Origin of the sequence: Halorussus marinus (assembly GCF_004765795.1) — an archaeon.
GTDB classification, from domain to species: Archaea; Halobacteriota; Halobacteria; order Halobacteriales; family Haladaptataceae; genus Halorussus; species Halorussus marinus.
Genome location: NZ_SBIV01000007.1, coordinates 102,029 through 117,327, shown reverse-complemented (window position 1 = coordinate 117,327; position 15,299 = coordinate 102,029). Strand labels below are relative to the sequence as shown.

At 61.4% G+C, this 15,299-nt stretch carries 11 protein-coding genes; 9 read left to right on the top strand and 2 right to left on the bottom strand.

Annotated elements, in window-relative coordinates; all coding sequences use genetic code 11:
- Positions 1 to 5: 5 nt before the first annotated feature.
- The 7 genes from EPY72_RS14425 (at position 6) to EPY72_RS14395 (ending at position 10,606) form a co-directional block, all read left to right on the top strand.
- Positions 6 to 1,127, top strand: coding sequence for a TraC-like domain-containing protein (locus tag EPY72_RS14425; protein ID WP_135806893.1), 1,122 nt, complete (start codon positions 6 to 8; stop codon positions 1,125 to 1,127).
- The gene (locus tag EPY72_RS14420; protein WP_394346150.1) at positions 1,111 to 3,327 is read left to right on the top strand and encodes a VirB4 family type IV secretion system protein; all 2,217 of its coding nucleotides are present in this window, start codon (positions 1,111 to 1,113) and stop codon (positions 3,325 to 3,327) included. Before EPY72_RS14425 ends, EPY72_RS14420 begins: the two co-directional genes overlap by 17 nt.
- Positions 3,293 to 7,615 (top strand): type IV secretory system conjugative DNA transfer family protein, encoded by a 4,323-nt coding sequence (locus EPY72_RS14415; RefSeq protein WP_210423544.1) that lies wholly within the window; start codon positions 3,293 to 3,295, stop codon positions 7,613 to 7,615. Before EPY72_RS14420 ends, EPY72_RS14415 begins: the two co-directional genes overlap by 35 nt.
- 388 nt (positions 7,616 to 8,003) lie before the next feature.
- A complete protein-coding gene (locus EPY72_RS14410) occupies positions 8,004 to 9,257 on the top strand; it encodes a phage NrS-1 polymerase family protein (protein WP_135806891.1) in 1,254 nt (417 codons plus the stop codon).
- Positions 9,258 to 9,331: 74 nt separating this feature from the next.
- Positions 9,332 to 9,772: a DUF8030 family protein gene (locus EPY72_RS14405; RefSeq protein ID WP_135806890.1), complete on the top strand. Its 441-nt coding sequence runs from the start codon at positions 9,332 to 9,334 to the stop codon at positions 9,770 to 9,772.
- A 220-nt stretch (positions 9,773 to 9,992) separates the two neighbouring features.
- A complete protein-coding gene (locus EPY72_RS14400) occupies positions 9,993 to 10,283 on the top strand; it encodes a DUF8069 family protein (protein ID WP_135806889.1) in 291 nt (96 codons plus the stop codon).
- On the top strand, positions 10,283 to 10,606 hold the full coding sequence (locus tag EPY72_RS14395; RefSeq protein ID WP_135806888.1) for a DUF7558 family protein: 324 nt from the start codon (positions 10,283 to 10,285) through the stop codon (positions 10,604 to 10,606). Before EPY72_RS14400 ends, EPY72_RS14395 begins: the two co-directional genes overlap by 1 nt.
- A 165-nt stretch (positions 10,607 to 10,771) precedes the next feature.
- On the opposite strand, the gene EPY72_RS14390 is transcribed toward EPY72_RS14395, so the two are convergent.
- Complete coding sequence (locus EPY72_RS14390; RefSeq protein WP_135806887.1) at positions 10,772 to 11,584, bottom strand: DUF6036 family nucleotidyltransferase; 813 nt, start codon at positions 11,582 to 11,584, stop codon at positions 10,772 to 10,774.
- The gene (locus tag EPY72_RS14385; RefSeq protein WP_049983728.1) at positions 11,581 to 12,504 is read right to left on the bottom strand and encodes a winged helix-turn-helix domain-containing protein; all 924 of its coding nucleotides are present in this window, start codon (positions 12,502 to 12,504) and stop codon (positions 11,581 to 11,583) included. The genes EPY72_RS14390 and EPY72_RS14385 overlap by 4 nt, the downstream gene beginning before the upstream one ends.
- Positions 12,505 to 13,243: 739 nt before the next feature.
- On the opposite strand from EPY72_RS14385, the gene EPY72_RS14375 reads away from it, so the two are divergent.
- Together EPY72_RS14375 and EPY72_RS14365 are read left to right on the top strand one after the other, a co-directional pair.
- The gene (locus EPY72_RS14375; protein ID WP_049983729.1) at positions 13,244 to 14,140 is read left to right on the top strand and encodes a DNA-binding protein; all 897 of its coding nucleotides are present in this window, start codon (positions 13,244 to 13,246) and stop codon (positions 14,138 to 14,140) included.
- Positions 14,141 to 14,364: 224 nt separating this feature from the next.
- The gene (locus EPY72_RS14365; RefSeq protein WP_135806886.1) at positions 14,365 to 15,291 is read left to right on the top strand and encodes a transcription initiation factor IIB; all 927 of its coding nucleotides are present in this window, start codon (positions 14,365 to 14,367) and stop codon (positions 15,289 to 15,291) included.
- Positions 15,292 to 15,299 lie beyond the last annotated feature (8 nt).

The window sequence follows — 15,299 nt, the reverse complement described above, 5'->3', positions numbered from 1 at the left end:
AATCCATGGCCATCGACGAAGACGCAGCCGCACGGCGCATCATGGACCAGTTCGGTGAGGAGAGTCGCATCCCCTACCTCAACATCGAGGAAGGCGACGTCAGCGTCCTGATCGCTTTCCCGATCGTCGGCCTGTTCATCGCTGGCCTCACCGGCATCGAATCACTCGCCCTGCCGTTCGTCGCAGGTGGCTTCGGGTTCGGCGTCGCGATCGTCTACGTCTCGCCCGACCACCTCAACGCGTGGACGTGGACGAAAGACGTCTATCGCTACGTCAAGCGCCCCCAGATCACGTTCAGTGCCCCGGAGGAGGCCGACAGTAGTACCAACGAGACAGAGCGCAACGAGGGCGGGCTCGCGAACTACACGCCGTTCAAGCCCGACGAGCGGACACAGGTCCTCACGAACATCGAACGGGCGTGGCCGGGCGCTGGCGCGATCCAGCGCGCGGACGGCACGATGGAGGCGTTCATCGAGATCGACCCCGGCAACATGGACTTCGCGATGTCCGACGACTGGGCACAGCTCCAGGACGCCGGCGAGGAGTTCGCCAACAAGGAACTGGACTCGAAGCTCAAACTCCACGCCACGACCCGCTCGTTCCCAGTCGAACAGATCACCGAGAACATCGAAGACCGCCTGAACGACGAGGACGTCAAAGAAAACCCCATCTTCCGAGAACTCCTCGAGGAATACCGAGAGACCCGGCCGAAGGAGATGCGCGAACGGGGCATCCAGCAGATGCGGTACTACATCGGCGTCCAAGTCACCCCGCTGGAGGTCTACGACCGCTTCCGAGACGAGGGGACGCCGGCCGAGAAGCTGACGCAGTTCCCCGTCATCGGGTTCCTGTTCAACCCGTTCGTCACCCGCCGCGAGGACCTCACCGACGTCGAGCGCCGCGCACAGATGTTCGAGAAGCTGGATAGCCGGGTCAACGACGTGCGCTCGGAGTTCATCCAGCAGGCGTCTGGCTGGTCCGCACGCCGGCTCAGCACGGTCGAACTCTTCGTGTTGAATATGGACTTCTGGAACGGCCGCGAACACGAGTACGACGACGCAGAGAGCGTCGTTCGCGAACGACCCATCATCGGCCATTCGCGCCGGGAGGATGACCACGATGCGTAACCTCATCCTCCAGACGGACAGCGGAGCTGTCGGCCAGCTCACGGAGTGGCTCACGAACCCAACCTCAGCGGAAGGTGCGGCTCTCTACATCCTGCTCGCGGTACTGGTCGGGATCGGCGGGAAACTCCTCTGGGACTGGTACACCGAAGACGACGAGGAAGAGGTCGAGTTCTCGGATTTGCTCGACGAGGAGACCATCGAACAGGGCGCGGCCGAACGCCAACTCCTCGACGACATCGCTGAGTCACACAAGATGGTGACGGCGCCGGCGGCGATCGAGTGGGAGACGCGCGCGGCACGGGTCGGCGAGCAGTGGACGACGACGCTGTACATCGCTGACTACCCGGACTACCCCAACGACGGCTACCTCTCCGAGCTCTTCGAGATGACCGACGTGCAGTTCGACCTGACGGCCCACATCACGCCGAAGAACCAGGAGCGGGCCCGGAACGAACTGCAGGACATCGCTGACGACCTCCAGGTGGACGCTGACCTCGAACAGAGCGTCCGGAGTGCCTACCTACAGGAACGTGCCAACGAGGCCGCAGCGACGTACAAGGCCGTCGAGAACGGCGCGAATGTCTTCGACCAGGGGATGTTCATCACGGTCAGAGCCGACGAGAAGGAGGAACTCAGGGACGCCGTCCAGAAGGTCAAGAGCGCACTCCGCGACGATCCGGCGAACCTCACGCCGAAAACGGCGATCTGCCGGCAGGACCTCGCCCTCCAGTCCGCCGCGCCCATCGGCGACAACGAGTTCGGGCGGACGTCGATTGCGCTCGGCGGCGCCGTCGGCGCGTTACTGTCTTCGCCGCACAACGCGACGATCCTCGAGGAGGGCGGCGTCGAATTCGGGATTCACAAGGACAACCAGAGTCCCGTGGTCATCGACCCGTTCGCGCGGGACAACGGCTACGCGATGTTCACCGTCGGCGACACGGGGTCGGGGAAGTCGTTCAGTTCGAAGCAGAACTTCATCCGGTCGATCGAGCAGAGCAAGGACCGTATCGGCATCATCCTCGAACCGCTGAACAACTGGGCCGGCGTCGCCGAAGCCCTCGACGCCAAACGCATCACTGTCGGCGGGACGCTCGGGCTGAACCCCCTGGAGATCCGCGAGACGCCCGAGCATGTCCAGCGGGCGATGGGCGAGGACGCGAGCCCATTCAACGAGAAGCTCGACGACGCGATGAGCTTCCTCACGAACTTCTTCGCGCTGCGGGGCATCTCGCTGGGTGACCGCCGGACGACGCTGGAACTCGGGCTCAAGCGGGCGTACAAGCGCAACGGGATTACCGACGACATCTCCACGCACGGCAACCCGAGCCCGACGATTCAGGATATGATGGACGTCTTCGAGGAGATGGTCAACGACCCCGAGGAGTTCGTCGTCCGGTCCGACGAGGAGGCGGGGAAGATCAAGGAGGACGCGACGTGGCTCCTCGACCAGCTCCGCCCCTTCGAGGACGACGGGCGGCACGCCAACCTCGGCCAAGAGTCCGACTTCGACATCCGGGACGAGAAGGTCATCTACCTCGACCTCGCTCAGCAGGAGGGCAGCGTCGACAGCAGCACGGCGCTGACGATGCAGCTCCTGATCTCGCTGGTGTATGAGCGGGCGAAAGTCTCGGAGAAGGAGGTCGTGTTCTACATCGACGAGGCGCGCTACATTATGCAGGACGCCGCGAGCCTGGCGTTCCTCGAAACGGTATTCCGCCATCACCGGCATCACGACCTCTCGATCCGGCTGGTCACGCAGACGGTCGACGAGTTCTTCGAGCACGCCGAATCCGAGGCGATTCTGGACCAGTGTGCGGTCAAGCAGTTCCACCGCCTCGACGGGATGGACGAGGAGTGGGCCGACGAGTTCGGCCTGAACTACGCACAGATGCGGTTCGTCCAGGACGCCGTGCCGGGCAACGAGGACGCCGGCTTCTCCGAGGCGCTGGTGGGCGTCGACGGCGAGTGGCGCGGCATCCAGGTCAAAGCGATGCCCAAAGAGAAGCAAGTCATCGACTTCGAGCCAACCGAGCAACGGCGATCCTCACTCCCCGGGACTGGTGAGAACGCCGTGGACGCGGACGTGCAGGCGTTCCAAGACGAGATTGAACGCCGAAGGACTGACAACGGACAACTCCAATCTGAGCGGACGCCAACAGAGACTGATGGCGGCGAAACGGGAGGTGGCGACGATGCGTGAGTATCTTCGCGTGACGCCAACCTCCGAACGCCTCAATCCGGAGCGTCTGCCGCAGGCACTGGAGAGCCTCCACAAACTGACCTCAACGGACTCGACAGGGCTAGTTGACAAACTCAATCCGCTACATAGCGACACACCGATACAATTCGAATTTCTCGCGCTGAGCGAGGGGGCAGATGACCCCGTCGAATTCTACTACGGTGCCGACGACCATCTAGATACCCTTGAGAAGCGGCTCCAGTCGGTCTATCCCGAGACGTTCGACATCGAGCGTACCGAGGTCGACGTCGCATCCCGACTCGTGCAGCCTGTCGAATTCGACCGAGAGACATTCGTCGAGCAGTATAACTCGGGCGGGCTCAGGTATGAGTTCGGCCCTGACGAGCAATACGAACGTGGCACTGACGACAACAAACAAGCGGGGCCAGCAGACGCCGAATCAGTCGCGGATGGAGGAACAGTCGGTGACCAGTCTGCCGACCACTTCATCGAGATTGGTGATACTGCCCTCGAACTCGCCCCACCAGATGCGATTCCTGAGGATGAGCCACTCACCACGCTTGCCAAACCAACGGTAACATCGGAGGGGACGATACTCGCACGGCCAGCGACCGAATCCGTCTCCCCACTCGGCGTACGGTGGCAAGGGTCGGCGACTCGGAAGCAAGACTGGATGACCTCACTCTTGCCAGTTACTGCCGACGACGAAGCAGAACTCCCAGCCGTCGATCAGCCAGGAGGTGCGCTCGCGTCACTCGTCGACCATCTGATGGAGGCGACAGCACCAGTAGCGTTCCAGGTCGTCTTCCAACGACGCGAGAGCTGGCAGTCCGATGCCGACCTTCGCAAGGAGGACGTCATCGACGGACGAGACACACTCGCTCAGGAAATTATTGGCTCCCTTTTCGAACTCGACGATCAGTCGGAGAGCCGGGACAGAAACCAGCTGAGCGATGCGGTTGCAAAACGTGTCGAGGCGATTGAGGCGAAAAATCCGAAGCGGTCGTTCACTGCGAATGTCCGAGCAATCGGGATTCCATCCGGTGACGACGGTCGCGGTGAACTCGATGAGCGGATGCAATCACTTGTCCCGGTATTCGACCCGCTTGATGGACCGTACTACCAGGTTGCGGCCGAACGGGTACGCAACAGCGGCTTCCGGGCAGCCACGAAAGAACGAAACGCCCGAGCGGCGCTGCAGCGGCTCTTGGATCGTGAGATCACGACTGGCCGTGGAAAGACCCGACCGGAGTTCGTCCTGAGCGGCCGAGAACTCGCGCACTTCGTACTCGTCCCCTCCTCGGAACAGCTTACTGTCGAGGGGACACGGGGGACGCGTGCGGAACAGCAGAGTCGGAATCCGTTGCCCCGTCCGCACCAAGACCTCATGAGTGAGTTCCGAGACGGGATGGCAATCGGGTATGCCCTCGACGACACCGGCGAGGCCGAAGACGAGCCGACACACATTCCACCCGGACTGCTGCCCACTCATTACGGCCGGTTCGGAACAACCGGCTCTGGGAAGTCGAAAGCCCTCATCAACGATATGCTGTCGCTGTACGACAACACCGAGGGGCCGACGATCCTCATCATCCCGAAAAACGACGATATGGCCCAGAATTACATGCGGGCTCACGCGCGTCGGTTCGGAATGACCGACCTCGAAGAGAACGTCGTCCACTTCCCGATTCCGGACGTCCTCCCCGGGTTCTCGTTTTTCGATCTCGAACCGTCGATGGAGAGCGGACGGCGCCGCGAAGACGCCGTCCAACGGAAGGCCGACCACTACGAAGAGATTTTGAAGCTCGTGATGGGAACCGACCGCTACGAGCGGGCGACTGTGGCTCCAACTCTCATCAAGACACTCATCAAGGCACTGTTCGACGAGGAATACGGGCGTGAGAACGGGCTCTACCGAGCGTCGACGGATTACTTTGCCCACCGACAGCTCGAACACGTCGTCGACCAGCTCTGGGAGGCCGGGCCACCGAACGAGAACATCGGCGACGCCCCACGGTCGAGCGACGAGGAAGTCACGCGGACGATTCGACGGCAACTCCAGTTAGATTCGAACACCTTCGCGAACGTGATGGGGGGTGTCGGAAACCGCCTTGCGTACATTTCACAGGATACGCACCTGCGGCAGATCTTCAACAATACCGAGAACCAGTTCGACTTTCGGGATGTCCTCGACGAGGATACGGTCATCCTCTTCGACCTCGGAGATCTCCGCGACGACGCTGCCCGGATCATGACTGGTGTGATCCTGACCAATCTCGATGCAGCTCTCAAGGACCGCAAACAGGCCCTCTCCCAGCACTCGGACGACTACGTCGTGAACTTGCTCGTCGACGAGGCAGCGTCGGTCGTAGTCTCCGACATCATGAATGATCTCCTCGAGAAAGGCCGGGGATTCCGGCTCTCTGTTGGCCTGTCGATGCAGTTCCCCGAACAGATGGAGGCTGAAGGTGGGCGGAAGATCTACCTGAATGCTCTGAACAACATCGGCAGTTCACTCATCGGGAAAATCAACGTCGACCGGGAACTGGCGCGAGCGATGGCCCACGAAGAGATGGACCCCGCGGATTTCGCCAATCGGATTCGTTCGTTGCCACGAGGGGAGTGGATCGCCAGCCTGCCAAGCCCGACGTTCGGTGAAACGGGGCCGTATCCGTTCAGTCTCGAACCACTCCCGATTCCACCGGGCCACCCCGAGAGCGAATCTCCGCTCACAGAGCGTGAAGAGGAGCAGTTCACTGAGACACTCTCCTCGATGCACGAGAACATCAGCGAGGAACACGGCGTGCCGGCTGCAACAGACGCCTCAACAACGAGAACACCGACCGACGGACACGGAGTGCTCGATATCGCGAGCGACGACCTGGACGTCGCGATTGCGACGGTGGTCCGGAGTCTCCAGCTTCGAGAAGGATGCCGTGAGGAGAACGGTTGGGTGGCCGTTGAAGCGGTTGACGACGAACTCAGACGCCTCTTTGACGACGTCGACGCCGAGCCGCCATCGTATGATGCACTCGCGGACATTCGCGAACGATCACGATACCTCGATACGACCGTCGATATCGACGCCGACGAGCTCCGCATCCGGCTCACTGACGCCGGAGAAAAGGTCGCGACACCCGATACTGGTGGCGTGCAGGCCGCCGGTGGGAGTGCCCACGACGCAGCACTCCTTCAGATCGAAGAAGAACTCACTGCACTCGGTTTCACCGTCTCGATCCTCGCACAGGATGGCAGCGAGAAACCTGACGCGAGGGCGAGCCACCCCGACGTTTCCGACCGATTCGCCATCGAAGTCGAAACGACGACACCCGAGAATCCCGCGAAGGTGCTCACGAATCTCCGGAAAGCCCAAGAAGCAGGGGATATCCCGCTGTTTGTCGTTCGACCAGGAAACGACGAAACTGAGTGGGCCGAGCGTGTCGACGGCATTCTCACACCACCCGTTCGCACACTCCAGAATGGTGAGACACGGTTCTACACGACTGACTCGAATCTCACGTTCAACGGTGGAGCGACCGAAGAAGGTGGAGTGACGGCCGTCCGACCGGCGACCGACGACGAGAACGGGACTCAGAACATCTGGCAGCGTGATGGCGACGAGATCGTCCTTCGTGATGCCAGCGGGACGGAACATATCCGCCTCGAGTCGCTTGGAAAACTCTCGAAAGATCGTGTTCCAGCTATCTACAGCTACGACCACGCTGCCGACGAGTACGTCGTATACGAGCACGGTGAGCAACACATCTACGAGACGAAATCGGCGTTCGAGGGCGACTGGGTGCGTATCAAGAAGCCATTCGTCCCCGAAGCCGAACTCCAGACACCCGATTATAGCCCCACGTCGTACGCTATCGTCATTCTCCCTGAAGAAGGCAACCCGGTCGTGTACGATACTGACGGTACGTACTCGATGGACACCTTACTCGATACCGTCACCACAAGTGGGTGCGAAGAAACGACAGGAGAACAGGCAGACCATATTCAGCAGGCGCCTCAGCCATCGATTGACGATATTGCTGAGGATCCAGAGGCGGTTGTTGAGCGATTCGCAGAGACACACCTCGTCGAAGATCCGGAAAGCAGAGTAGCCGCCGGAGATGTCTACGAAATCTACGAGCAGTGGGCTGAGGCTCACGGGATTGATACAGATAGCAAACCCTGGTTCGGCCGTCGCCTCGGGAACTATGTCACGTTCGAGCGGAACACAGACAATGAGAACGGCGACTCTGTTCGATACTACGAGGGGCTTGCACTCAAATCAGAATAGATCTGGAGGGGAATACAATGCAATCCACACTCAGCGCCAAATATATCGTAAATGTAAATTTGAGTTTGCATAACAGGAAATGCCTCTCGCGTTACGGAAACATCGAGGCATATCGTCTCCGCAGCACCGAAATCAGCAGACGGAGAGGGGTTACGGCAACCAACCGAAATGCCGTAACACAAGCATTCTGGAGAGATTTTGCTGTATGCACGTATCGGGAGCCTCAGACCCAGGATTTCACTGATTTGAATGATCTGTTACGGCAAAAACCAACTAGGATAGAACGGGGGTTCCCCGTTGGGACCAAGGGATTGGATCGACACGCAGAGCAGCGTGAAGTCTGTGCTGGCTCAGAGCCAGTGAGAGCCATGCGAGGTGCTATGTGAGGATGAGTGAGAGTAGTATCGACGAATCGGAGGCGATTCCGGAGACGCTACGCGAACGGGACCAGTGGGTGTGCTGGCGCGAAGAGGAGCGGGACGGCAAGTCGACGAAGATTCCGGTGACGCCGGGAGGTGGGGGGTTCGCGTCATCAACAGAGTCGGAGACCTGGGCGAGCTTCGAGACAGCGCTCGACTACACCGAGACGGCACACGCCGATGGCGTTGGGTTCGTGTTTACCGACGACGATCCCATCGTCGGTGTCGACCTGGACGACTGCCGTGATCCTGAAACCGGCGACGTCGACGACGCGGCACTAGACATCATCGAGCGCCTCGACTCCTATACGGAGGTGTCACCGTCCGGCACCGGCTATCACGTCCTCATCAGGGGCGAACTTCCCGAGGGGCGGAACCGTCGCGGGAGCATCGAACTGTACGACACGGCACGATTTTTCACCGTCACTGGCGATCACGTCGAGCGGACACCAACGTGCGTCGCACGTCGACAGGACGCGCTCAGAGCGATTCACCGTGAGTACGTTCAGGAGACAGAGCGTGACACGGCAGCAGAGTCCGAACAGCGTGGTAGCGCTGACGACGAGTCACCGACGACCGGTGCAGCCGGCGTTGACGTCGACCTCGAAGACGAGGACCTCCTCGAGAAAGCGCGGAATGCATCGAACGGCGAGAAGTTCGAGCGGCTCTGGAACGGGAACACAGCCGGCTACGACAGCCAGTCCGAGGCCGACATGGCGCTGTGCTGTCTGCTGGCGTTCTGGACCGGCGGCGACCGGACGCAGATGGATCACCTGTTTCGCCAGTCAGGATTGCTTCGGGAGAAGTGGGACGAGGTCCACTACGCTGATGGGTCGACGTATGGGGAGAAGACCATCGAGCGAGCAATTGCGACTACTTCGGAGTTCTACGACCCGGACGCCGGCGACGATACCGCGGACGAGATCCCCGCCACATCGTCGCCAGACGTCGGCGCTGCTGACTCGGAGCGGAGTCGCGCGTATCTCGCCGAGAAGAACCAGATCTTGAGCGACCGCGTCGACGAGCTCGAGGCGACACTCACGGAGAAAACCGAGCGCATCGACGCTCTCGAAGCGGAGGTCAAGCGACTCACTGACGAACTCGCCACCCGTGGCCAGGAGGAGGAGTGCCAGGGCGAGCACGCCGCTACTACGAGTGAGAACAGTAGTGAGTCAGAGTCATCCTCACTGTTGGGTCGGTTATTCGGCGGTCGGTCCAAGTAGCGTTGCGACCGCAGCGGCACGTCTGTCACCCCCGCCAGGGGGCGGCGGGGTACATCACGTGCCCCCGATAGACGATGGCTTCGGAACGTACGACCCAAACGCAGACGGTACAGCAAGCAGCAACCAACTCCGACGGGGAGGCTCCGTGGGCAGACCTCGAGGTGGCGATCCCGAACGACCGCGATCACGCGTCGCTCGTCGCGCTCGTGGAGTGTGCCCTAATCGAGCTGACGCACGAGCACGTGGGGGCAGTCGTCGTCACCCACCAGGTCCGGGGGACAAACCGCACGCAGTACGTCGCCGTCGACGACGTCAGCGAGCAGTTCCAAAAGCGGCACTTCGACGCCCGGCTGGGCTGGCACGAGACAACCGTTCCTCGGGAGATCGTTCGCGACGAACTCGTCACCCAGCTCACCCGGTCGGCAGCCTCACAAGCGGAACGCACACGAGAAGCAGCAGCCAGCGAGCCGGACACGTTCAACGTGAAGCCGGTTCAGGAACTCCGGACTCCATAGGCCACACTCTTAACCAACACTCGGGACCAGTTCTGTCGAAGTGTTGGTTAACGACGTTGCCAGAATTCATGCCCTCAACCCCCGCCCACCGCCCTATCCCTCCGCGACGTTGCCGTTTTCGAGTATCGCGACCCAGGGTCGGACTGACGCCCTCCGACTGGGCTGTTTATCGGCGCCGGGAGGCGTGCAGCGCGCGAGAGCGTGCGCGGCGTGATTCACCATGGCTGGTCCCGATCCTCACGACGACACGAGTGCCGACCACGAACAGCTCGAAACCGAACTCCTCGCACAGGACCGTGACGCCGCGAGCGTCGCGACCGCGGACGTCGACGACGCAACGGCCCGCAGCCTAGTCGACGACCTCATCGACGCGGACGTCGTCACACCCGTTCCCGAGGATCGCGTTCTCGTTCACGAGCCGAGTGTTACTACCTTCGACTCGACGACGCAATTGGCCGTCTTCCACCGTGGCTGGACGGCCGGCCGCGACGCCGACGCGGAGGCGGAGTAATGCAGCAGACGCTTACAGGGTGTGCGTTCTGCGACGCTCCGCCCAGCACCGAGACTGGCGAGGCCCACACCTGGGGGGAAGATGAGCGGGTCACCCACCCTATCTGCGTCGACTGCGCGATCCAGATGGAGCCGGATCCCGACGAGCGCGATCGCGACGCCTGCGATGGCTGTGGGCTCGTCGTCGACGCTCTCGCGGCGCTCACGCGCTTCCGTGTGGAACTCGGCCATCTCGAGGGGCCGCTGCAGCTGTGTGCGCGATGTAGTCCTGGCGGGCCCGCGACGTACTGGACGCACGACCTCGATGAGCATCTCGTTGAGTGAGACATGTTGCCGACGCTTACACCGTTTCCATGGAGGACCTCGTTGACGAAGTCGACGTCGCGCTTGACCGCGACTAATGGGGAGTCTCCCTATCCATGGATAGGGAAAGTATCCAATAAGCCGCACCGCTTGGCATTACGCCATAGATTCCGGTATCCCTCGCCGTCAGATCGTCGTCGAAAGACGCTCGATGCGATCAGCGGTTCCCTTGACTGCGTCTTTCTCCTCGAGACGACTCACGATATCCTGTAATTCAACCGTGGTGTAATCGAGTTCCTGCTGGAGGGCAGGCATAGATTTCGGTTCGTCGAGGGCGTGAAGCACTTCGAGTTCCTCGTATACGCGCTCTGTAATCTCCGCGACCGGCTCATGCAGGGGTGTCCTCACGTTGTGTTGCTCGGTGAGATCGGCCAACGCCTCGTTCACGTATGTTACGAATAGCTCTTGATCCAAGAGGTCGATCTGCGCGGCGAGTTCTGCTTCGACGACGTCGAAATCGAGGTCAGTCTGCAGCAGCGAAAACATATCTTCGATATCGTCCACCCGTCCGGCGACCGCCTTGAATAGGAAGATGTCCTCTGGGCTCACGAGTTCGACCACCAAGTTGCTGGGGTTGAGGTACCGCTCGCTACGCTTCCGAATCCCGTCAGAAAGAACCAGTTTATCGATTACCTGCTGGTGAAAGATGTCGATTCGACACCCATCATCGTTCTCGAGGATTCGCTGAGCACCGAGCGCTTCGTATTCTTCGTCCGGTTCCCGAACGATATCGTAACCAAGTTCGAGCAGTACTGCTTGGAGCTGCCCGAGGTCATCACCGGATGCGACGATGAGATCGATATCCTTGGTAGTGGTCTTGAGATCCTGGAACGCCATTGCCCCACCGCCGATCAAGAAGACAGTGAGTGGATCGTCTAGCTGCTCGCCGATGCGCTCGAGTTCCGACCGAATGTACGAACTGTCGAATCGCGCCCTCATGCTGACACCCCGTAGTCCGCAGCCAATTCTTGGAACTCTTCCCACTCGGGAAGTCGAGATGCCCGCTCCTCGCCACTCGTGTCGAGATACGTGAGCAAGTCCTCGACGAGATCGTCGACGCCGTACTTTGTGGCCTGGTCACGCAGTTCGTCACGGTCGACGTCAACGTGGCTGAGCAGGAGCAGACAGTATGACTGGGTACGTGCGCCCGAATCGATTACGAGCATATGACAGCACAGCATCGCCGGCGAGAGATCATTCATCGTCTCTGAATGGAAATAGTACCGACGGTCGCGGGCCAGAAGGGGCAGGTCGTAGGTCTGGAAACGCTCTGGCCCCGTCGAAAGGAAGTCCTCGGCGGTAATCTCATCTGCGGTCTGGACGAGGAACTCGTCGAGTGACTCCCAGAGAATCGTGTAGGTGTCGGTGTGTTGTTCGACGGTCTGGCGATGGTCGTGGTGAACGAGTTCCCGAGCAAGCGTACTCAGTTGTTCGAATCCCTCGTTCAGCACATATGCATCCTCGTCAGTTTCGTAGATGATCCCTCGATGCTGAAGTGGATCGAGGGCGCGATGGACGGTACTCCTGTGAATGTTGGCCCGGCGTGCGAGCTCCATTACGACCCGCGGTGTTTCAAGATAGTAGAGAACGCGGAGCGTCGCACCCGACAACAGTTCAGGCCAGTCGATGTGCGAATACTCTTGGGTGATGTCTGCGAGGAGTTCGAGTGCTTTCGCGTCCGATGGCCGGATCTGCTTTGTTTTCCCTTGTCGACGCGTCTCGACGAGTCCGGTCGCTTCGAGACGATCGACAAGTTCAGACGTGTAGCTGAGACTGCGGTCCAGCTGGGTCGCAAATTCGGAGACTGTCTGCTCACCGTGAAGGACGGTGAGCGCGCGAACCTCGCCTTCGGTAAGCATCTGTTGCGTAGATACGAACCGATATTTAAATAACTTCGCTATCTCGCAACGAGTATGACTGACTCAGCTGAGGTTGCTGGGTGAGCAACACGATGAAGGCCCTCGGCCGTTCACGGGCGGCGCGCCGCCCGTTAGCTCGGGAGAGCCTGCTTTCCCGGTGACCGAGACGGCCTCGCCCTTTCTGAGTCCGCCAGGGCAGTAGTTGGGTCGCTGAGTGTCGCGGCTGGGTGGACAGGTGTGTCCGTTATGGCCCGCACCGCTCGCCGCGTTCCGCCCTCCGCGTCGCTCGCGACCGACCATTCCGGGCGTGCGGGCGCTCTCCGCACCGCCCGCGCCCGTTCCGGGCTAAAATGCATGTGCCCTCGGCGCCAGCGGGTATCCCCGTCGGTTGCGCCCCTTGCGGGCTTTCGCGTTCCAGCGCTTGGTGCCGCCTGCGCTGTCGCGCGCCACACCGCGGCGCGCGTTCTCGGCGACAGTCGCCCTGGACACGGACCCGCACATCGGGCCGGACACGAGCGGGCATATCCCGCTGGCCGCTCGCTCCGGGCGGGTCGGCGCGCGGTGCTGGTTGAGTGGCCTCCCTATGGCGCGCTCTCGCTCGCGCCCCAAGGGGCGCTCGCGAAGGCGCGAGCGAGAGCGCGCAGACGAGTCTGTCGGTCGTTGTCGTCGAGGAAATCCGCGATGTTGTAGCATCGCGGTGTCGGGCGCTGAGCGCCTTCAGGAATCAGGGTAGATTCCAATGTCTAGTAACAACGTCACCACGGATGTAGTTTCGGTCGATGAACAGGCTTTCGAGAAACACGATGAAGGCGAGGTCGACGAGGATGGCTTCGAAGTCGTCGACGAGACCCCGGAGTTCCGGGCGACGGTCGACATGGAAGTCCAGGCCAAAGTCGATTCCAACCACCCAGACGCGCGCGTCGAGGAAGGCCCGGATCACCTGTTCGGGAAGACCCTCGAACAGGAAGAGCGCATCAAGGCACGAGAGGCCGAGTTGGAACACATCAGTGCCCAGGCAGAACTCAGTCAGCAGGAGGGGCGTGCGAAGCGGACGCGAGACATCGCAGCGAAGCGAAGCGCTGAGCGGCGTGTGAAGTTCCAGAAGCGGGCAGCGAGCGTGAATCCGATGGCTGACCCGGAGCGAGACGATCCTCGTGCAGAGCTCACGCAGGAGCAGTTGGCGGCGGTGAACAAGCAGTCGATGCGGTTGGCGGAAAAACTGGATGGCTGGTCGCGAGCAGCGATTGGCCGGCGGTTGGGTGAAGCCGTCGTCGGTGGGAAAGACCTAACGAGTGCAGTCGTCGGGGTGTTCGAGGAGTTGCAGACGGCGCCTGGGACGGTGATCCCCATTGGGAAGCTCGAGGACGTCAATCGCAAAGAGGTGAGCATCGAGGGTCGAGTCGAAGTACTCTGGGATGCGGACTCGCCGGCCATCGCTCAAGTCGGGCTGATCGCAGACGACAGTGGAAAAACGAAGGTGACGATCTGGGAGAAATCAGATGCGCCGTGGATTGAAGAGGGCGAGCAGGTGCGTATTCACAAGGTAGCCCGGAACTGGTACGAGGGGCGCGTCTCACTGGCTGTCACTGGGTGGAGCACCATTATGTTCCCTGAGCGCGGTCGGTGGTGGGAATAGCCGGTCGGCGCACCCCTTTTTTGCTGGTGTGTACGCGGTCACCGCCACCTCCCACCACCTCCACGGTCCGGGCTGCTCACGGCGCTCACGCGCCGTTTCGCGGCCGGGCTTTCGCCACCGCAGCCCTCCAGTGTCAGCGCTGTTCCGTGTGGTGTGTATGTGCCCCTGATGGGTGAGGGGCACTCCGAGAGACGCGATCCGCGTGAGTCCCCTCGTGAGTATCCATGGCAACCAGAGAGATCTACGAAACGACGTTCGACGAAGACGTCCAGACCGACTCGAATGCTACGCAGTGTCCCGAGTGTAACGGGCAAGTTACAACCAACGCGGTTGAAACCGTCTGCGAGGACTGTGGACTCGTCGTCGACGAGCAGCGGATCGACCACGGGCCAGAGTGGCGAGGGTTCGACGAAGACGAACGGGAGCGCACGGGTGCTCCGTTGACAGCGGCGCGGCACGATCGTGGGTTGTCGACGGAGATCGGCCACGGGACCGATGCGAACGGGAACGAACTCTCAGGACAGAAGCGACGGCGGCTCGCTCGGATGCGCCGTGAACAGACGCGTGGGCGGTTTCAGTCGAAAGCCGAACGCAACCTCGCACACGGGCTTAGTGAAGTCCGCCGGATCAGTAGTGCGCTCGAACTATCCGAGACGATCCGTGACCAGGCCTGCCAGCTCTTCCGCAGCGCTCAGAACGAGGACCTCCTGCAGGGCCGGTCGATCGAGGCGATGGCCGCCGCGAGTGTCTACGGCGCGTGTCGGTGTAACGGGCGGCCGCGAACGCTCGACGACATCACCGAGTCGGCGCGCGTCGAGCAATCGCGGGTGACGAACGCATACACGACGCTGAACACGGAACTTGGCCTGCCGGCCCAACCCGTGACGCCCAGTGCGTTCATTCCACGGTTGGCATCGGAGCTCGACGTCTCCGATCAGATCCGGCAGCGGGCTCGGCAGTTGGCGGAAGCATCCGAATCGACCGGAACAACCACGGGGGTTCGGCCATCCGGATTCGCCGCAGCCTGTCTGTACAAGGCCGGACGCGAAGACGGACGGTGGCTCACCCAATCGGACGTCGCTGACGTTGCGAACGTCTCGGTGGTCACCGTGCGGACCCACCGCGACGCGCTGGACGAACTGGCTGTCTAAGGCCCACA